The 18,834-nt window shown below is 67.4% G+C and carries 16 protein-coding genes; 5 read left to right on the top strand and 11 right to left on the bottom strand.

The window, feature by feature from the left end; genetic code table 11:
• Positions 1–69: 69 nt before the first annotated feature.
• The 3 genes from J2T23_RS07925 to lysS form a co-directional block, all read right to left on the bottom strand.
• On the bottom strand, positions 70–399 hold the full coding sequence (locus J2T23_RS07925) for a histone-like nucleoid-structuring protein Lsr2 (protein ID WP_307358731.1): 330 nt from the start codon (positions 397–399) through the stop codon (positions 70–72).
• A 138-nt stretch (positions 400–537) separates the two neighbouring features.
• Complete coding sequence (locus J2T23_RS07920; RefSeq protein ID WP_168223198.1) at positions 538–714, bottom strand: hypothetical protein; 177 nt, start codon at positions 712–714, stop codon at positions 538–540.
• A gap of 2 nt (positions 715–716) precedes the next feature.
• Positions 717–2,255: a lysine--tRNA ligase gene (gene lysS / locus J2T23_RS07915; RefSeq protein WP_141158571.1), complete on the bottom strand. Its 1,539-nt coding sequence runs from the start codon at positions 2,253–2,255 to the stop codon at positions 717–719.
• A 68-nt stretch (positions 2,256–2,323) separates the two neighbouring features.
• Between lysS and J2T23_RS07910 the strand changes: the two genes are divergently transcribed.
• A complete protein-coding gene (locus tag J2T23_RS07910) occupies positions 2,324–3,238 on the top strand; it encodes an alpha/beta fold hydrolase (protein WP_307358728.1) in 915 nt (304 codons plus the stop codon).
• Here J2T23_RS07910 and atzF read toward each other — a convergent pair.
• From atzF to J2T23_RS07885, 5 genes are read right to left on the bottom strand one after another with little or no spacing between them, the layout of a single operon-like run.
• Positions 3,216–5,078: an allophanate hydrolase gene (atzF, locus tag J2T23_RS07905; RefSeq protein ID WP_307358726.1), complete on the bottom strand. Its 1,863-nt coding sequence runs from the start codon at positions 5,076–5,078 to the stop codon at positions 3,216–3,218. The genes J2T23_RS07910 and atzF overlap by 23 nt on opposite strands.
• On the bottom strand, positions 5,075–8,821 hold the full coding sequence (uca, locus tag J2T23_RS07900; protein WP_307358724.1) for an urea carboxylase: 3,747 nt from the start codon (positions 8,819–8,821) through the stop codon (positions 5,075–5,077). Before uca ends, atzF begins: the two co-directional genes overlap by 4 nt.
• Positions 8,818–9,489, bottom strand: a complete 672-nt coding sequence (locus J2T23_RS07895; protein ID WP_307358722.1) for an urea amidolyase associated protein UAAP2 — start codon at positions 9,487–9,489, stop codon at positions 8,818–8,820. The genes uca and J2T23_RS07895 overlap by 4 nt, the downstream gene beginning before the upstream one ends.
• Positions 9,486–10,361 carry an urea amidolyase associated protein UAAP1 gene (locus J2T23_RS07890; RefSeq protein WP_307358720.1) on the bottom strand — a complete coding sequence of 292 codons (876 nt, stop codon included), beginning with the start codon at positions 10,359–10,361 and terminating at the stop codon, positions 9,486–9,488. The genes J2T23_RS07895 and J2T23_RS07890 overlap by 4 nt, the downstream gene beginning before the upstream one ends.
• A gap of 45 nt (positions 10,362–10,406) precedes the next feature.
• Positions 10,407–11,912, bottom strand: coding sequence for an amino acid permease (locus J2T23_RS07885; protein ID WP_307358717.1), 1,506 nt, complete (start codon positions 11,910–11,912; stop codon positions 10,407–10,409).
• A 228-nt stretch (positions 11,913–12,140) separates the two neighbouring features.
• Between J2T23_RS07885 and J2T23_RS07880 the strand changes: the two genes are divergently transcribed.
• Both J2T23_RS07880 and J2T23_RS07875 read left to right on the top strand, forming a co-directional pair.
• Positions 12,141–12,812, top strand: coding sequence for a TetR/AcrR family transcriptional regulator (locus tag J2T23_RS07880; protein ID WP_141161398.1), 672 nt, complete (start codon positions 12,141–12,143; stop codon positions 12,810–12,812).
• 55 nt (positions 12,813–12,867) lie between these two features.
• The gene (locus J2T23_RS07875) at positions 12,868–13,704 is read left to right on the top strand and encodes an alpha/beta fold hydrolase (RefSeq protein WP_141158577.1); all 837 of its coding nucleotides are present in this window, start codon (positions 12,868–12,870) and stop codon (positions 13,702–13,704) included.
• Here the strand turns inward: J2T23_RS07875 and J2T23_RS07870 are convergent.
• Positions 13,701–15,203 (bottom strand): MDR family MFS transporter, encoded by a 1,503-nt coding sequence (locus tag J2T23_RS07870; RefSeq protein WP_307358715.1) that lies wholly within the window; start codon positions 15,201–15,203, stop codon positions 13,701–13,703. The two genes, J2T23_RS07875 and J2T23_RS07870, sit on opposite strands and share 4 nt — an antisense overlap.
• Before the next feature lie 130 nt (positions 15,204–15,333).
• On the bottom strand, positions 15,334–15,900 hold the full coding sequence (locus J2T23_RS07865; RefSeq protein WP_307358711.1) for a type 1 glutamine amidotransferase domain-containing protein: 567 nt from the start codon (positions 15,898–15,900) through the stop codon (positions 15,334–15,336).
• Between the two features lie 269 nt (positions 15,901–16,169).
• Here J2T23_RS07865 and J2T23_RS07860 point away from each other — a divergent pair, with 269 nt between their 5' ends.
• The gene (locus tag J2T23_RS07860; protein ID WP_307358709.1) at positions 16,170–17,744 is read left to right on the top strand and encodes an HNH endonuclease signature motif containing protein; all 1,575 of its coding nucleotides are present in this window, start codon (positions 16,170–16,172) and stop codon (positions 17,742–17,744) included.
• 44 nt (positions 17,745–17,788) lie between these two features.
• Here J2T23_RS07860 and J2T23_RS07855 read toward each other — a convergent pair whose 3' ends face one another.
• A complete protein-coding gene (locus J2T23_RS07855) occupies positions 17,789–18,406 on the bottom strand; it encodes a TetR/AcrR family transcriptional regulator (RefSeq protein WP_370871424.1) in 618 nt (205 codons plus the stop codon).
• Between the two features lie 127 nt (positions 18,407–18,533).
• Between J2T23_RS07855 and J2T23_RS07850 the strand changes: the two genes are divergently transcribed.
• Complete coding sequence (locus tag J2T23_RS07850; protein ID WP_307358707.1) at positions 18,534–18,800, top strand: hypothetical protein; 267 nt, start codon at positions 18,534–18,536, stop codon at positions 18,798–18,800.
• Positions 18,801–18,834 lie beyond the last annotated feature (34 nt).

The raw sequence follows: 18,834 nt of genomic DNA, 5'->3' as shown, positions 1-18,834 counted from the left end.
TGCAGCGAGCCAAAAGCCCTGCCTCCCGAAGGTGGGAAGCAGGGCTTTTTAGTCAGGCCACGGGCGTACCTAGGAATTTGCCTTTTGGTAGGCTTCCTGGATTTCGGCCTGAATTCGGCCGCGGCTGTTAACGGTGTACCCGTTATCCCGGGCCCATTGCCGGATTTGCGCCGAATCGTGGCTGCGGCCCCCCGTTGCTGCTTTTGCCCGCTGGGCGCGGCCGCCGGAGGCCTTGCGTGCGGCAGTGATGAACCTCTCCAGTGAAGACCGAAGTTCAGCGGCATTGGCTGCGGACAGGTCAATCTCATAGTTGACCCCGTCGAGGCCAAACTTCACATTCTCGTCTGCGGATCCCCCATCCAGATCATCAACGAGGATGATGTTTACTTTCTGTGCCATTAAAGTCTTCCTCTTGCTGGAAAGTCGGTTTTCAGAAAAGCAGGATGTTTCCCGAAAAAAGTATGACTCTTATCTTGGCAACGCGTCAAAGCGCCTAATGGTTCCTTGGGGATAAAGGCAGAAAGTAGGGGGTTTTAGCTATTTTGATTCGGGACCTTGGCGGTCCGTGGGCCGCACGGCAAGCGAATCAGCTTCGGCCTGGGCGCGCGCTTCCGCCTGCCGTTCAGCCTTGTCCGCATTAAAGATCGCCTTCATGGCAAACCAGAACAGCAGGCCCACCACAAGGGAGGGAAGGATAACTGCTACGTACTCCATGGTCAGTGCCCTTCAGGCTTCAACAAGGGGAAGAGGATGGTTTCGCGGATCCCGGCGCCGGTGAAGAGCATCACCAGGCGGTCGATGCCCAGGCCGATGCCACCCATGGGCGGGGCACCGTACTCGAGGGCGCGCAGGAAGTCCTCGTCCAGCTGCATGGCCTCGACGTCGCCGGCCGCTGCGTGCAGTGACTGTTCGGTAAGCCGTTCGCGCTGGATCACGGGGTCGATCAGTTCGGAGAACGCGGTGCCGCGTTCCATGCCGCCGATGATCAGGTCCCAGGCCTCGATCAGGCGGCCGTCCTCACGGTGTGGGCGGGCCAGCGGCTGCGCGGACGGAGGGTAGTCGTAGACGAAGGTGGGGTTCAGCAGGGTGGGCTCCACGATCTCACCGAAGAGCTCCACAGCCAGTTTCTCGGCGTCCCACTTGGGATCCACCTTGACCTCGTGCTTGGCCGCGATTTCCCGAAGCACCTCAGCAGGGGTGTCCGGCGTGATTTCCTGCCCAACGGCGTCGGAAAGCCCCGGGTAGACGGCCAGCCAGGTCCACTCGCCGTCGAGGTTGATCTCCCCCGCTTCGGTCTGGAGGACACGCCCGGCACCCACGGCGTCCGCGGCGTCGAGGATGATCTCCTTGATGCGTTCGGCCATGACGAACTGGTCCGCCCAGGCCTCGTAGCACTCGAGGGTGGTGAATTCGGGGCTGTGGGTGGAGTCCACGCCTTCGTTGCGGAACACGCGGCCCATGTCGTAAACGCGGTCGATGCCGCCCACGACTGCCCGCTTGAGGTAAAGCTCGGTGGCGATGCGCAGGGTCATCTTCTGGTCGAACGCGTTCATGTGGGTCTCGAACGGCCGTGCCAGGGCACCGCCGTGGACCAGCTGCAGGATGGGGGTCTCCACTTCCACGTAGCGGTGCCGGAACAGCGTCTCCCGGATGGACCGGGTGATGGCGGCGCGGGTGTAGACCATTTCGCGGGCCTCGTCGCGGACCATCAGGTCCACATAGCGCTGGCGGACACGGGTTTCCTCGTTCAGGTCCGCGTGCAGCACCGGCAGCGGGCGCAGGGCCTTGGAGGCCATGGACCAGGAGTCGGCCATGATGGACAGTTCGCCGCGGCGGGAGGAGATAACCTCGCCCTTGATGAACACGTGGTCGCCCAGGTCCACCAGTGCTTTCCAATCCGCGAGCGCTTCTTCGCCCACGTTGGCCAGGCTCAGCATGGCCTGCAGGCGCGTCCCCTTGCCGTCGGTGCCGCCCTCCTGCAAGGTGGCGAAGCAGAGCTTGCCGGTGTTGCGGACGAAGACCACGCGGCCGGTAACGCCTACGGTGTCGCCCGTGGTCTCGTCGGCCTCAAGGTGGCCGTACTTCTCCCGGATTTCGGCGAGCGAGTGCGTGCGCTCCACTCCCACGGGGTAGGCCTCCGTGCCGCGCTCAAGAAGTTTGGCGCGCTTCTCCATGCGGATCCGCATCTGCTCGCTGGCGTCGATGGGCTCTGGGGCATTCTTGGGCGCGGGGGTGTTTTGGGAAGTCACAATCATCAAGTTTACCGGGATTTGGCTTCCGGGACTTTCAGCTGCCCTGCAGGCTTGCACCCTAGGATGGCCGGGTGAAAGAACGGGTACTTCCAACGCACGACGCCGGCAGGCTGGCGTTATACAGCTACGGCACCGAGGATGCTCCTGGCGAAAAGCGGGTGCTGTTGATCGGTGGAGCGTTCCTCACTGCCCTGATCTACCGGCCGTTCTCCATTGAGCTCGCGAAGGGCCTGGGTGACGGCTGGGCTGTTGACGTGTACGACCGCCGGGGCCGTGGCAACTCCTCCGAGCAGCCGCCGGGCTACTCCATGGCCACCGAGATCGAGGACGTGCGGACCGTGATGGATGCCACCGGCGCCCGGAACATTCTGGGCCACAGCCTGGGCGGGGCGGTGGCGCTCAATGCCGTACAGGAGTTCACCGGCACCGGCTACGTGCCGGACAAACTCGCGGTGTACGACGCAGCGGTGAACATCGACGGCAGTATCGATACCGCCTGGCTGGACGGATTCGAGGACGCCGTCAACAGCGGCAGGGTGGGCCGCGCCCTGGCGTACATGAAGAAGGCCACCAGCCCCGGCTCCGTCATGGCACGGATCCCGGATCCCGTGCTGGCTGGCCTGATGGCCGTGCTGTCGCGGACCAAGGTGAACACGTTGTTCCGCGAGGTGATGCCCAGCGGAGTGGGTGAGCTGCGCGCGGCCTTCGACGAAAAAGACCACGCCCGCGATTTCAGCGTGCTGCCGTCCGGCACGCATTTCATGGCCGGCGGGAGGAGCCCCGACTATTACAAGGTGACCGCGGAACGGCTGCACGCAGCCGTTCCGGGCAGCACCCACCAGCTCTCGCCCAAATGCTTCCACGGCTCCATCCCGGCAGCGGTCAAGGAGCTCGTGGCTGACATCTCGGCGTACTTCAAGGACGAAGGTGCGGACGGAAAGCCCCGCCCGGATTCCTCCGGAGCTATTCCCGTCCACCGCGGCTGAACCCCGCGAGGGCGGCCTCCCCCAAGTCCCGCCACACCGTCCGGGGCTTCGGCTCTATGCTTCGGTCCGCCAGCCAGTCACCCCAGGCGGTGATGTCCTCCCCGCCGGCGGCGGCAACGGCATCACAGGCGAACCCGACGGCGGTGGTGCCGTCCGCCAGCCGCACGGATCCCAGGAGCATGGGTTCAGGGAGCGAGGCCAGGAATGTCCCCAAGGCAGCCTGTGAGAGCAGCCACTTCTCCCCCACCAGTTCCGCGCCGTTCTCGGACCGGTACACGCCGGGCTTGGGCGGAACGGTATCCAGTGCCACCATCCGGTAGCGCGCAGCGGTGCGGACGGGCCCGTCCCAGAAGGCGCCGAGTTCCTCAAGCTCCCGGGCCAGCGGCTGGCCCTTGCGGTGCGCGCCCACCACCACCAGCGGCAGGGCCGTTGCGCCGGCGGCGACCGGCCAGGGAATGGGCGACGACGGCCGGGCGGCTCCTGCGGCTGCCTCCAGTCCTCCGGCGCCCGCCGCCGCCCCGGCCGCGAAGAGTCCAGGCTGCGCGGGAGTGGTTTCCAGCCGGCGGGCGATGTCAGCCGCCACGGCGTCATCGAACGGCCGGCCCACCACCGTGACGCCGAACTGGGCGCCATCCACCTCGCCGGCCGGGACAGCCACGGCACAAAGATCGAACAGGTTGCAGAAGTTTGTGTAGGTGCCCATCAACGAGTTCACCCCCACCGGATCCGCGGCCACCTCGGCCAAGGTGGGGTGGAACGGTGCCGTCGGAACCAGGAGGGCATCGAAGCCCTGGAGGCGGGCCATGGCGGTGGCCTTCAATTCCTCCAGCCTGGCGGTGTCGGCGACGTACCGGGAGGCGGACACCGTACCGGCGGCCCGGATGATGCCTTCCACGGTGGGATCGATGCCCGCACGGCCGTCTGTGCCGGCGTCGTGCGTTGCCAGGAAGTCCCCCACTGCAGCGTGGCGTTCGGCCACCAGCGCTCCGTCGTAGAGCAGCCGTGCTGCCTGGAGGAACGCGTCGAATTCGATCGCTTCGGCATCCACCCCGCTGGAGCGCAGGCGGTCAACCTGCCGCTGGAATTCCGCAGCCCACCCAGGCGGGAGGGCCGGGAGGCTCGCGGGGTAGGCCACCCGGGGCCGGGACGGCGCTCCGAGCTTTGTGTCCGCGGGCCACGCGCGGGCACCGCCGGCCATGATGCCCATGGCGAGCTCGGCCGTGGCCAGGTCGCGGGCGAAAATCGTGACGGCGTCCCAGGACCGGCAGGCCGGCACCACCCCTGCCGTGGAGACCAGGTTAAGCGTTGCCTTGATGCCCACGATGCCCTGCAACCCGGCGGGAACCCGGCCGGAGCCTGCGGTGTCGGTGCCGATGGCGATGTCCACCAGCCCCAGCGCAACGGCCACGGCGGACCCGGAACTGGACCCGCCGGAGATGTACTCCGGCCGGCGGGAATCGCGGACGGCGCCGTAGGGGCTGCGCGTCCCCACGAGGCCGGTGGCGAACTGGTCAAGGTTGGTTGCGCCGAGGACCAGGGCACCGGCGGCGCGGAGCCGCGCCACGGCTTCGGCATCCTGCTCCGGCACGTAGGCGAAGCCGGGGCAGGCAGCCGTGGTGGGGATCCCGGCCACGTCAACGTTGTTCTTGACGGCCAGCACCAGCCCGGCCAGCGGCAGGTGGGCACCCCGGGCAACGGCGGCGTCGATGGTTGCCGCTTCGGCCAGGACGTCCTCGCGGCCGCGGAGCGTAATCCAGATTTCCGGGCGGTCCACGGCGTCAACCGCGGCCAGTGCTGCTTCGGCGCGCCGCGTGGCGGCGCCGGCGGGTGCCGGGTTCATACCGTTGCCCCTTCCAGTTCCAGGTCCTTCAGCTCGAGCGGCGCGAGGTCGCTGCCGCCGAGGACAACCACTGCCTCGCCGGCAACCACCTGCGAACCCGCCATGGGCAGGACCCGGAGCACCACACCGTCACACGGCGCCTCCAGGACTGTTTCCATTTTCATTGCCTCCAGTGACACCAGGGGCTGCCCCTTGGCCACGCGGTCGCCCTCGGCCACATCCACCTTCCAGACGCTCGCGGCGAACGGAGCGGAGACCAGCGACCCGCCGTCCGGAACAACCACGTCATCCGATTCAGGGGCGGCCGCGGCGGCGAGCGCCTCGGCACGGTCGAACTCGCCGGCGTCAGCCCAGGCCTGCCGTTCCACTGCGAAGGCGGCGCCCTGCTTGTCCCGGAACGCCTCGATGGACACGCGGTTTTCGGCCAGGAACTGTTCGTGCTCAGCGAGCGAGAACCTGCCGTCCTCGATCTCCACGCCGCGGCCGCGGCCGGCCGCCATGTCGGCGCGCAGGTCCAGGAGTTCCTCCGGGCTGACGGGGTACCAGGAAATCCGGTCGAAGAAGCGGAGCAACCAGGGCGATCCGGGTTCGAACGGAGCGGCATCGGCGTACCGGGACCACACCTGGGTGGTGCGGCCCACGAACTGGTAGCCGCCGGGGCCCTCCATCCCGTAAATGCACATGTAGGCGCCGCCGATGCCCACCGCGTTCTCCGGGGTCCAGGTGCGCGCCGGGTTGTACTTGGTGGTGACCAGGCGGTGCCGCGGGTCCAGCGGCGTGGCCACGGGCGCACCCAGGTACACGTCGCCCAGGCCCAGGACCAGGTATTCGGCGTTGAAGACGGTGTCGAAGACGTCATTGACGGAGTCCAGGCCGTTGATCCGGCGGATGAACTCGATGTTCCACGGGCACCAGGGTGCATCATCGCGGACGCCTGCCATGTAGCGTTCGATCGCCTCGCGGGTGGCGGGGTCGTCCCAGGACAGCGGCAGCCGGACGGTGCGGCTGGGAACCACCAGCTCGGAGCTCGCCGGCAGGGCCGCCTCGACCTCCTGGACCAGGCCCAGCAGCCGGCGGGTGGACAGGACGGACGGGTCCACCTTGATCTGCAGCGACCGGATTCCCGGGGTCAGGTCAACAATGCCGGGCACCCGGAGCGCTTCGATGTGCTGGTGCAGGGCGTGGACCCGGGCGCGCAGGCCCAGGTCCAGCACCATCTCGCCGTACTCCACCAGCAGGTTGTCATCGCCGGAGCGGCGGTACGTGACCGCGGGCCGGCCGGAACCTTCCGGCACCCGGCCCAGCACGCCGTCGTCGCCATCTCCGCGTGCCGGCCGCGGCGCTGCCGCTGCCCCTGCCGGAAGCTTCAGGGCGGCACTGCCGGACCAGCCGGCGTCACCAGGGAGCACCAGCTGGCGCCCGGGTCCCAAGTCAGCGGCCGACGGCGCCTGGCTGGCTTTGATGGGCACGAACCGGACCTTGTCCCCCGGGCGGAGCTGGCCAAGCTTCCAGCGTTCGGCCGTGACCACGGTGACGGGGCAGACGAACCCGCCCAGGCTGGGCCCGTCCGGGCCAAGCAGGATGGGGGTGTCGCCGGTGAAGTCCAGGGCGCCCACCGAGTAGGCGGTGTCATGGATGTTGGAGGGGTGCAGGCCGGCCTCGCCGCCGTCGGTCCGTGCCCAGCGGGGTTTGGGGCCGATCAGCCGGACGCCGGTGCGGGCGGAATTGAAGTGCACCTCATACTCCGCGGCATACAGTTCCTCGATGTCTTCGCGCTGGAAGAACTCGGGGGCGCCGTGCGGGCCCTCGGCCACGGCCAGTTCCCAGGTGGACACGAGGACTGGGCGGCTGTCGTCGGGCACCGCTGCGGCCGGCCCTGCGGCCGGTACCCCGTCCACCGTGACCGTGCGAAGTACGTCGCCGGCGCGCAGCACCCGCCCGGCGTGGCCGCCGAACTGGCCCAGGGTAAAGGTGGACGCGCTGCCCAGGTAGGCGGGAATGTCCAGGCCGCCCTGGAACAGGATGTAGCCGCGCAGGCCCTTGCCGGTGGCAGTGCCGGCGTCGAGCGTCCCGCCTGCCGGGACGGTCACGGGGGTCCAGGCGGGCACCTCCGCGCCGTCCACGGTCACCGTGACCTCCGCGCCAGTGACGCAGACGGTGGTGGCATGCGTGAACACCAGGCTCGGTCCAGTCATGGTGAACTCCAGGCCCGGGGCTCCTTCGGGGTTTCCCAGCGCCGTGTTGCCCAGGCGGAAGGAGAGGTCATCCATGGGGCCGCTGGGCGGAACGCCGATCTGCCAGAGCCCGGTACGTCCAGGCCAGTCCTGCACGCTGGTCTGCAGCCCGGGACGTTCCACGGTGATCCGCGGCTCGGGGTCCCCCACGTTGTCCAGGGTGCTGGTGGAGTGCTGGACGGCGCGGACCACGTCCATGCCGCTCACGGCGCGGAGCAACCCTAAGTTGGTCTCGATGCCATCGATCCGGGTATTGCCCAGCGCAACGGCGAGGCGGTCGAAGGCCTCGGTGCGGCTTGCACCGGAGGTGATGATTTTGCCTAGGAGGGGATCGTAGTTGGTGGAGACGTCGGTGCCGGTTTCCACCCAGGCATCCACACGTGCTTCCGCCGGTCCCGGGTAGGCGGCGTTGGTGACGGTTCCGGCGCTGGGCTGGAAGCCGCGCGCCGGGTCTTCGGCGTAAACGCGGGCCTCCACGGCGTGCCCGGATACCGGCAGTGCATCCGGCACGTCCGCCAACACCGTGTGGGCTTCGGCGCCGCCCTGGGCGAGGCGGAGCATCCATTCCACCAGGTCCACCCCGGTGACGGACTCGGTGACGGGGTGCTCCACCTGGAGCCGGGCGTTGACTTCCAGGAAGGAGGCTTCCTTGCGGGCGGAGTCGTAGACGAACTCCACCGTGCCGGCGGAGCGGTAGTTGAGGGAGGCACAGAGGGCGCGGGAGCTGCGGTGCAGTTCCTCGCGCAGATCGGCGGGCAGGTCCGGGGCGGGGGCCTCCTCGAGGACTTTCTGGTGGCGGCGCTGGAGGGAGCAGTCCCGGTCGCCCAGGCTGACCACCCGGCCTTGGCCGTCTCCAAAGACCTGCACCTCTACGTGCCGGGCGTTCTCCACGTACCGCTCGGCGAAAACCCCTGCGGTGCCAAAGCTGGCACCTGCCAAGCGGGCCACGCGAGGGAAGCTGTCCACGAGCTCGCCCTCCGTGCGGCAGACCGTCATGCCGATCCCGCCGCCACCGCCGGTGGCCTTGAGCATCAGCGGGAACCCAATGGTTGCGGAGGCCGCGACGGCGGCATCCACGTCGTCAAGCAGGCCGGAACCGGCGATCATGGGCACCCCCGCCGCCCGTGCGGCGTCGCGTGCGGTGTGCTTGGTTCCGAAGATCCGCAGCTGTTCGGGGGTGGGACCGACGAAGACCAGGCCGGCCGCTTCCACGGCCTCGGCGAAGGCGGCGTCCTCGGACAGGAAGCCGTAACCCGGGTGGATGGCGCCGGCGCCCGTTTCCTTTGCCGCGGCCAGGATCGCCTCCACCCGCAGGTAGGACTCCTTGGCCGGCGCAGGCCCCAGCAGCACAGCCTCGTCGGCGAGCCGGACGTGCTTGGCCCCGCGGTCGGCCTCCGAGAAGACGGCGATGGTGCGCAGCCCCAGTTTCCTGGCGGATTCGATGATGCGGCACGCGATTTCACCGCGGTTGGCGATCAACAGTGTGTCAAAGAGTTTTGTGGTGGTCACAGTGCAGCCTCCGGCCGGGTGACGATCATACGGACGGGCGTGGGGTTGAAGCCGTTGCACGGGTTGTTGATTTGCGGGCAGTTGGAGACGAGCACCAGGGTGTCCACCTCCGCCTTCAGCGCAACGCGCTTGCCGGGGGCGGACAGTCCGTCCACGATCCCCAGGGCGCCATCCGGGTCCACCGGGACATTCATGAACCAGTTGATGTTGGACACCAGGTCCCGCTTGCCCAGCCCCCAGCGGGAGCCCTCGATCAGGAAGTTCTCCACGCAGGCGTGCTGTTCCCGGGTGTGCTGGCCGTAGCGGAGGGTGTTGGATTCCTGCGAGCAGGCGCCACCAATGGTGTCGTGGACGCCCACTTCGTCCGCCACAACGGTCATCAGGGCAGCACCGGTGTCGGCGCGCAGGATCGAACCGGTGGTGAGGACGATGGACTGCTGTGCGGCGATGGTGGCTGCCGCCGAGTAGCGCACGGCGGTGTCCCCGGCGGCGTAGAGCAGGCAGTCAACGGCCTGGTTGCCTTCCAGGTCCACGATGGTCAGCACGTCTCCGGCTGCCACCACTGCAGACCAGGGACCGCGGGCTGCTACGAATTCATCCAGGATCACGGTGCCGGGGGCGAGTGCCGTTCCTGCAGCGTCCGGGCGGGTCTCAATGGCGGTGTTCATCGGGCGTTCCTTGCGGTGAGATCGTGTTCGGTGTTGAGCAGGGCCTGCAGGTGTTCCGGAGCCAGCGGGCCAACCAGGCGGCCTGCTTCGAGTTCGCGAAGGTCCTGCGGCGCGTGCCAGGCCAGGATGTCCACGGCGGTTCCGGTGAACTCCCGGCGGGGGTCCAACGGGTGCGCGGTGTTGGCCAGGACCAGGACGGCGTCCAGGTGGAGAAGGAGTTCGACGGCGGCACCCGGGCCGGCGCTGCCGGTGAAGGTGATGCTGCCGGCCGGGTCAACGGCGATGCCCTTGAAGAGGGACAGCGAGGGAGCGACGTCCCGCGGACCCATCCCGTTTTTCAGGGCGCCCAGCGTGAGCAGTTCGCGCGCTGCCGGGGATGCGCTGTGGACTGCTCCGGCGCCGTATTTCGCGGTGTTGCCGGTGAGGGTGGTGGCACCCGTCAGGGCATCATGCCGGGAGGAGGTATCGGCCACGATGGTGGCCATCAACCGGCCGGCGTCGGACAGCAGCGGGTGCCCGGCAGCGGGATAGGCCTGCCACGGGACCTTGACGGTGTCGGCGACGTTCAATCGTTCGTGGGTGGCACCGGCGCGGTACAGGAGGGCGTGCACGCAGGCGTCGCCGGAGGTATCGGTGAGCCGGATCCGGGTGCCGCGGGCGAGTGCCATGGTGGTGTAGCGGCCAAAGGCGAGGGACTCAGCCCATGTGGGGGACGCGGCGTCGGGCAGTCCTGCCAGGAGGCGTCCCGGCGCGGAGGTTGCCGGGACGAAGCCCATGGTTTCGGCGGTCTTGCCGTGCTGGTCCCTGGCGTGGGCGCGCGCGCCGGCCGTGGTGGCGGTGCCGGTGGCGGCCGTTTCGATGGTCTGTGTCATGGTCGAGTCCTGGTTTAGGTCGGGAACGATTGGGGGACGTGGGCGTCAGGCTTTGGCGGCGGCGATGTTGTTGCGCCGGACCCAGACGCCCAGGAGCAGGACGGCGGCGACAATCAGCGGCGCGGACCACAGGAGCAGCCCGTTATCGCCGGAGGGGTCGTACACCTCGGGCCGGGGCCAGGCGAGGTTGACCACCATAATGCCTCCGTAGAGGACGGCGAGGATGTTGACCGGAAGGCCCCAGCGGCCCAGGGAGAAGAGGCCTGCCGGCATGGTCTGGCCCACCCGCCCCCAGTCACCGCGGAGGCGGCTGACCAGCTGCGGGACGGTGACCAGGAGGTAGGCGATGTAAACCATCACGATGCAGACGCTGCACAGTGTGGTGAACAGGGCGGCGTTGCCGACGTTGATGGCCAGCACGGCAACTGCAAGGGCGCCGATCACGATGGAAGGCCACATGGGCGTCCCACGGGTGGGGTGGACGGAGGAGAGCAGGGCCGACGCCGGGAGCTTGCCGTCGCGGGCCATCGAGAAAACGAGCCGGGAACCGGCGGTCTGGATCGCCAGGGTGCAGACGAAGATGGCGATGGCAACGTCAACCAGCAGCACTTTGCCCCAGAAGGTGCCCAGGACTGCGGTGAGGACGTAGGGCAGGCCTTCGGTGGCAAGGCGGCCGTCGTCGAGGCTGGGTGCGGCCATCAGGGCGGTGATGATCATCAGGGCGCCCCCGATGCCGGAGATGAGCAGGGCGGAGAGGATGGTCCGAGGGGCGGTGCGGCGCGGGTCCTTGGTTTCCTCGGAGAGCTCCCCGGCCGAGTTGAAGCCCACCATGACGTAGGCGGCCATGAGCCCCGAGACCAGGAAGGCTCCCACGGCGCCGATGTCCGAGCCCTCAAGGACGGTGGTGTCCGCCACCACGTCCGGACCTCGCTGGGCCGCGCTGATGAGGGCCAGGATCACGGCTGCGACGCCGACGATTTCGCAGGTGACACCGACGGAGTTCACGTGCGCCATGAGCTTGACGCCCAGGGAGTTGATGATGGTGGTGGCCACCAGCAGGACGGCCCCCAGGATCACGGCGTTGGAAGCCCCGGTGACGGTGTTGAGGGCCGGGTCACCGCCCACCACCTGGAATCCGTCCCACAGCTGGGGCAGGACCACCTGCAGGGCAATGGCTGCGGCTGCCGCGGTGACCACCTGCGCGATGGCCATGAACCAGCCGGCAAACCAGCCCACGGCTTCCCCGCCGACGCGGCGCGCCCACTGGTAGACGGCTCCGGAGAGCGGGTAGCGGGCGGCGAGTTCGGCAAAGTTGAGGGCCACGAGCAGCTGGCCCACCAGCACTACCGGCCAGGTCCAGAAGAACGCGGGACCAGCGAAGGAGTAGCCGAAGGCGAAGAGCTGGAAGATGGTGGTGAGGATGGAGACGAAGGAGAAACCGGCGGCAAAGGAAGCGTAGCGGCCGAGCTTTCGGTGCAGGGTGGGCTGGTAGCCAAGGGACGTCAGGTCTGCATCGTCCTGGTGGACGGCGGGGAGAACGGTGGATGTCATGGGAATCTCCGGGCTGGAAAGGGATCTTGGGGGCGAAGCCTTCCGGCAGTGCAGCGCTCGGCCGAAGGCTGCGGATTACCGGTCACTTGATAGTTTTCCAGCGCGATGTCCCCAAACAGTTTCACCTCTGTAAAAGGCGGATAGACATCTTGTTTCGTGGACATTTCCGTCCCCTCACCGTTCCAGCAGGGCACCTTCGAGGCCGCCTTGCGGTGCAAGAATGAGTCGGTGACTTACGCCGGACCGGGACGCCCCCGCCACCAACAGCCATCACGGCCAGGCGCCACCGCCCGCGACGAAATCCTCGACGCCGCGGCGGAACTGTTCACCACCCAGGGTTTCGCCAGCACCTCCACCCGGTCCATCGCGGATGCCGTCGGGATCCGGCAGTCATCGCTCTACCACCACTTCAAGACCAAGGACGACATCCTTGAGGACCTGCTCGAGGGAACGGTGTCCGGCGGCCTGGAGTTTGCCCGGGCCGTGGCCGCGCTGCCCGCTGGCAGCGAAGGAACCGAAAGCCCGGCCGGGAGCCGGCTGCACGCCGTCGCGCTTTATGACGGCACGCAGCTGTGCAGCGCACGCTGGAACCTTGGCGTGCTGTACCACCTGCCCGAGGTCAGGAGCACCCGCTTTGCCCGGTTCCTGGCCGACCGGCACGAACTGCGGCGGCTATACGGGGAACTTGGCAACGGCCTGTCCGCCACCGCCTCCGGACCGGACGGCGGCGACTTCACCTTCCGCCTGGTCGAATCGCTGATCTACCTTCGCGCCGATGGAGCCACCAACGCGGAATCGGCTCTGCAGGCGGCGGATGCCGGGCTCATCCTCTGTGGACTCGGCGCGGAGCTCCCGGCCATCCGCACGGCCAGCAGGGAACTGATCGGGCGGCTCGCCTGATTCCGGCCGAACCGGCCGGGATGCCTGCAACCACTTGCTCGGCTAGGCTCGGAGCATGACGCGAGAGAACATCAGGACCCCCGACGGCGGCACGATTGAGCTCTTCTCCACTGGCGCGGAACTGGCTTCGGCAGGGTCGGGCGTGGTGGTGGTGCCGCCTTCAATGGTCACGGCCGCGGACTACACCAAATTTGCCCAGAAACTAAGCGCCGGCCTGGGCCGGCCGGTGCACACGTTCAACCGGCGAGGCCGGGGATCGTCGTCCCCCCAGCCCGAGGATTACACGCTGGACGTGGATATCCGTGACCTGGACACCGTCATGAAGCACACCTCCAGCACGGATGTCTTTGGCCACAGCTTTGGCGGTGCCGTTGCCCTGCACGCCGCGCGGACCCTTCCGGTGGAACGTCTGGCGGTTTACGACCCCGCGGTCTCCGTGAACGGCAGCGTCACTGCGGACTGGATTGTGGAGTACGAGCGCGCCATCGCGGCAGGCGACCACGACCGCGCCCTCGCCGTCATCCAACGCGGCCTGGAAGCCGGCGGCTCCTTCTCATCAAGAATGCCGCTCTCCATGCTCACCCTGGCCAACAAGCTGACCGCGGGCACCACGGAGGGCAAGCAGCAGCGCGAGCTGATGCGCACCGGCGTCCGCGAAATCAAGGCGATCATCGCCGCCGACATGCCGGCCGAACCGTTCCAGGCGCTCCCCTTGGAGACGCTGATTGTGGTGGGTGAAAAGAGCCCGGCCTACTTCGGCATCGCGTGCGGCCAGATCCACGACGTCCTCTCCGGCTCCAGCTACACCATCCTGCCCGGCTTCGGCCACGACGGCGCCATCAAGGCCCCTGACAAGCTGATCAAGGAACTGAGCGACTTCTTCGCCGGCTAGTGTGCTGGCCCGTGGCCCGGTCCGGCACCTTCGGTCTTGCGCATCATCGCGGACAGCACGACGGCGGCAAGGGCTATAACCGTTGCCGTCATGAAGGCGGCGCTCATCCCGGCGACGAGCCCCGACGTCGCACTCACCACGGCGAAGATTGACACCAGCAGCGCCGTGCCGGCGGCGCCGGCCACCTGCTGGGTGGTGCTCATGATCGCCGAGCCGTGGGAGTACAGGTGCGGCGGAAGTGGGTTCAGCCCGGTGGTGAAGGCGGGGGTGAACAGCAGGGCCAGGCCGAAACTCAGCCCGACGTGCAGGGTGATGATCCACCACACTGCAGTGCCGCCGTCGAGCATTGAAAACTGCCAAAGCGTCACCACCATGAGGATGGAACCGGTGACGGTGAGCGGCAGCGGCCCTACCTTGTCGAATGCCCGGCCGATGACCGGGCCGAGCAGGCCCATGGCCAGGCCGCCGGGAAGCAGCGCCAAGCCAGTCTCGAGCGACCCCAGGCCACGGACTTCCTGCAGGTAGAGCGGGAGCAGGATGACGCCGCCGAACAGCGCCATCATGGCCACCACCATCAGCAGGACCGAGACGGTGAACATCCGGAAGTTGAACGCGCGAAGGTCCAGCAGCGGCGCGGCGGCCCTCTGGAGCCGGACCTGGCGCAGCACGAACACCGTCAGCGCAGCGACGCCAATCCCAAGGGCAGCGATGGCTCCGGCGCTGGGTCCGGCCTGGCCGCCGTGGCCGCCGCCGATCTGGCTGAGCCCGTAGACCAGGCCGCCGAAGGCTGGGACGGTGAGGATCACGGACAGGACGTCGAGCTTTCCCTTCTCCACTTCTCCCACATTGGTGAGGTATTTGGCGCCGATGGCCAGCGCGGCGAGGGCCACGGGCAGGACGAAGACGAACATGAAGCGCCAGGTGAAGTGCTCAAGGATCAGCCCGGAGACCGTAGGGCCCATGGCCGGCGCCACCGAGATGGCAATGCTCACGTTGCCCATGACCGCACCGCGCTTGGCAAGGGGGACCAGGGTGAGGATGGTGGTCATCAGCAGCGGCAGCATGATGGCGGTGCCGCCGGCCTGTACGATGCGGGCCAGGAGCAGGACTTCGAATCCCGGCGCCACCGCAGCGAGTGCCGTTCCACCGGCGAACAGGCCCATGGCCAGCATGAAGACCGCCCTGGTGGAGAGGCGCTGGAGGATGAAGCCGGTTGTGGGGATGACCACGGCCATGGTGAGCATGAATCCGGTGGACAGCCATTGGACGGTGGGCGCGTCCACCCGGAGGTCCACCATGAGCCGCTGCAGGGCGACATTCATGATGGTCTCGTTGAGGATCACCACGAACGTCGCCACCAGCAGCGTGCTGATGATGGTCACGGACTCCCGGGACATCTTCTCCGGTGCGGCGGACGGGTTTCCTTGGCGGATTCCTTCGCCGGGTCCCTGGTCAGGGGCGGACTTTCCGCTGGCGTTCGGAGAGACTTCGGTAGACATGGGTGTTCCCTCAGGGGTGTTTTAAGAGTGATGCGCGGCCGGCGCCGCTGCAGATTCCAACACTCTACCCGCTGGAGTAATTCCTCCGCATGGGTTCTTTCTACCCCCGAGGGAACATTAGGGCGTCCCTTTAGGCGGTCTGCCCTGCGTGCTGGCCTTCGGAGATTTCCTCAATCAGCTTGCTGTTGAACGCCGGAAGGTCGTCGGGGTTGCGGCTGGTCACCAGGCCCTGGTCAACCACAACTTCCTGGTCCGTCCAGTTGGCGCCGGCGTTCTTCAGGTCGGTTTCGAGCGTGAAGTAGGACGTGACGTTCCGGCCCCGGATGACTCCGGCCTCGATGAGCAGCCACGGTCCGTGGCAGATCGATGCCACCGGTTTGTGCTGTTCGAAGAAGCTGCGGGTGAAGCTCTGCGCGTCCTTGTCGACGCGGAGGTGGTCTGCGTTCACCACGCCACCCGGAAGTACCAGTGCGTCGAAATCGGAGGCATTGGCGTCCGCGACAGTGAGGTCGACGTCGAAGGTATCGCCCTTTTCCGTTCCGTCGTAGCCCTGCAGCTTGCCGCTCTTCGGGGCGATGAGGGTGGGTTCGCCGCCGGCCTCCTTTACGGCCTGCCAGGGACTGGTGAGTTCCACCTGTTCCACTCCATCAGTCAGCAGGAATGCCACCTTCTTGCCTGCGATGCTGTGCTCTGACATTTTTCCTCCTCGCTGGAGCGGCCCGCGCAGCGTCTGGGGCGCGTCGGGTCCCGCTCGAGAGTTGATTGCCTGACGCGTTCCAGCCTAGGAAAGAGAAAAGTAATAAGCAAGCTGACTATCTGTCTTGGGCGCTATCCCGTGGGTAGGCGTACGACGCCGGCACCGGGCTTGCAGGGTCGAGGCACCTTTGGCAGCGGGTGGCGTTGGCGGCCAGGGTGCGTTAAGCAGGGGCGACTTCAAATGTCAGTGGGTCGTTGAATGATGTGGGTATGGGAATCAGCGGTGGTGTTGGCGTGGCGTTGGAGGGTGTTCGTGCCTCTGTTGCTGCCCTGGATGCGCTGGAGCGGGAGGACGCTTCCCTGGCTGCCGGTGCCGCCGTTGGTTTCGGTGTGGGTGCCGGTGTGGATGTGTTGCAGCGGCGCTATGAGATCCGGCTGGAGCGGCTGGAGCTTACGTCCCGGCTGGAGGCGCAGCTTGCAGGGGTGAAGGCACGGGACGCCGCCGACGCCGCCGGGTTCCAGGAGGCCATGACCCCGCCGGACGCCTCGGTCCAGGACCGCACGTACGCGCAGATGTCGGTGGTGGAGGAGATCGCTGCGGTCTTGACGGTTAGTTCCGCGGCAGCGGGCGCGTTGATGGAGCAGTCCCGCCGGATTTGTGCCCTGCCGCTGGTGCTCCAGGCCCTGTCCACCGGGACCATGTCCTGGCAGCACGCCCGCGTCGTCGCGGACGAAACCGAAGGCCTTGACGCTGTCGGGGCTGCCGGGCTGGTGGCGCATTTCTTCGACCCTGCCGCGCCCGATGCCGCCCGGGGTGCCGCGCCCGGTGAACTGGTCCCGTCCCGGTTCCGGGCCAAGGTCCGGGGGTGGCGGGAGCGCCACCACCCCGAATCGATCCAAAAGCGCCATGCGAAAGGGGTGGCGGACCGGCGGATGGAGTACACCCCGGACCGGGACGGCATGGCCTGGGTCTCCCTCTACCTTCCCGGCGATACCGCGTGCGCGATCTGGAACCGGACCACCGCCACCGCCCGCGGCCTCCAGTGCCCCGGCGAAGAGCGCACGCTCACCCAACTCCGCCCCGACATCGCCGCATCACTGTTGCTGGGGGCTGGAACCGCCACCGACCTTGCTGAAATTCCCACCCCGCGGGCCGACGTCCTGGTCACCGTGCCCGTGTTCGCCCTCCTCGGAGCCACTGACGAACCAGCAGTGCTGGATGGTTTCGGCCCGATTCCGGCGTCCATGGCACGGAAACTCGTCGCCGGTGGGGCGGAGTCGTTCTACCGGGTCCTGGTCGACCCGCGGGACGGGGCACCCCTGGAGATCGGCAGGAAGAACTACCGGCTGACGGGGTCCATCAAACGCTGGATCAGGCTGCGCGATGCCCAATGCACGTTCCCCGGCTGCACCAACAAGACCCCCGACAACGAAACCGACCACCTCACCGCGTGGCAAGACGGCGGCACCACCAACGTCAGCAACCTGGCCCAACTCTGCCGCAAACACCATCGGCTCAAACACCACAGCCAATGGACCCCCGGCCCAGCCACGAGCAAAGACCCACCGGGCTGGACCTCACCCACCGGACGCCACTACAACCCCGAACAACAGGAATCAGAACCAACCCACTGGCCACCAGGAACCTGGCCACCGCCACTTCAATGGGCCGTGCCCCGTGAATGCCAGTGCCTGGAGGCGAGCCTCGAACACCTTCCGCAGTGGGAACCCGACGACGACCGGTACGTGGACCTCAACGACTTGCCAGCCGACGATCCACTCTGGGCCGAATTCCCAGCCACGCAATTTGCCCTTGTCCCGGACGCCATCGGCGTCCGGTCATAGGCTCCCGCAGTGAGTCCTGAAGCCCGTCCTGCAGCACCGGTCGACTACGGCTTGTGATGCTCGATCAGCCAGGACGCCATCTGCTGGGCCCGTTTCCCCGCGTCCAGGTCACCGCCGGTGGCCGAGATGATGGAGCCCTTCATCAGGATCTGCCAGGAGCGAGCAAACCCATCGGAATCCACAAGCCCGGCTTCCTCGGCCAGCGCCTGCACGTGGCCCCGGAGTTTCGCCAAGTAGTTGATGCTGGCCTGGCCCAAGGGGTGCGACGGCCCCATCTCCAGCAGGACATGGGTGAAGGTACTCCCCTCAAAGTCATCGCGCTGAAACCATTCCCCCAGGACGTCGAAGATCGCCAGCAGTCGTTCTACCGGCGTTTGCCCCCGGCGACGGGCCTGGGACATGATCGCTTCCACGGTCCACAGCTTGTCCCGCTGCTCGAGGAACGCCAGGACCAGCGAATCCTTGGACGGGAAATGCCGGTAGAACGTGGCTTTTGCCACCCCCGACCTGTCGATCAGCTCATTGACGCCAACGTCCCGGATTCCCCTGCGCGAGAACAGTTCGTAGGCCACCGAAAGGATCCGTTCCATGGAATTGCTGCTGCCCTCCGGCGCCGCCGGGGAGGAAGCATCGGATATCGGGACCTTCGCCTCTGTGCTCATAGGACTTGGAGTCTATCCGAGAGGAAGACAGACTGGTCTTTCCCGCTGTAGTGTTTTCCCTACGCAGTTCTTAAGGACACCGCACAGGCGCACCAAGGGTCCGCCGGTTTGGAGCAAGGAGGCCCCAATGTCAGCAGAGCGGATGTTCCAAAGTGTCCCGTCGGACCCGGATCCCTGGATGTCCGGCGAGACGCCCGCCGAGGTCCGGCAGTTCGCCATCGAATCGCTCCGGTGGCAGGCCCAGGAAATCATCGACGAGCTGCTCGGTGGCCAGGATCCGGGTGAAGAGCTTGCCAGGGCCCGACTCCGCCGGTGCGTCGCCAGGAACCCGGGCCGACCCGAACGCGCGCTGCTCGAGCAGCTCATGATCAACCGGGACCATCCAGTCCCCTAAGGAATCCCGCAGGGCTGCCGGGCAAATCCAGCAC

This window comes from Pseudarthrobacter niigatensis (assembly GCF_030812615.1).
Classification (GTDB): Bacteria; Actinomycetota; Actinomycetes; order Actinomycetales; family Micrococcaceae; genus Arthrobacter; species Arthrobacter niigatensis.
The sequence above is the reverse complement of the archived record's forward strand: the minus strand, read 5'-3'. Positions and strand labels throughout refer to the sequence as shown.